This is a genomic window from Bacillus cereus group sp. N21, assembly GCF_016483395.1.
GTDB lineage: Bacteria > Bacillota > Bacilli > Bacillales > Bacillaceae_G > Bacillus_A > Bacillus_A pseudomycoides.
Map to the genome: position 1 here is coordinate 1 of NZ_JAEHBX010000333.1, position 273 is coordinate 273.

Sequence of the window (273 nt, forward strand, 5' to 3'; positions counted from 1 at the left end):
CTTCAGCGGCTGGCCCTTCTTCTGCAACTGGTTTACTTTCCTCTGTTTCTGCAATTAAAACATTCGCAAAACTTTGGACATCTTCCATCGTTTGTTCATCAGCCTCAGCAACATGTATGAATTCATTTTTTTGTTCAATTGCTTCATCTAATACCATTTCTTGCTGCGTTTCCTCAAGTTCTACAATTGCTTCTACTTCAGACCCCTCTGTTTCTGCAATTACTTCTGCTTCTTCAGTTTCTTCTGCTTCCACCATTACTTCTGCTTCTTCAG

The 273-nt window shown here is 40.3% G+C and carries 1 protein-coding gene; it reads right to left on the reverse strand.

The features are described from left to right. Positions 1 to 273, reverse strand: a 273-nt coding sequence (locus JDS96_RS31085) for a hypothetical protein (protein WP_199669155.1), incomplete at both ends; no start/stop codon positions are given.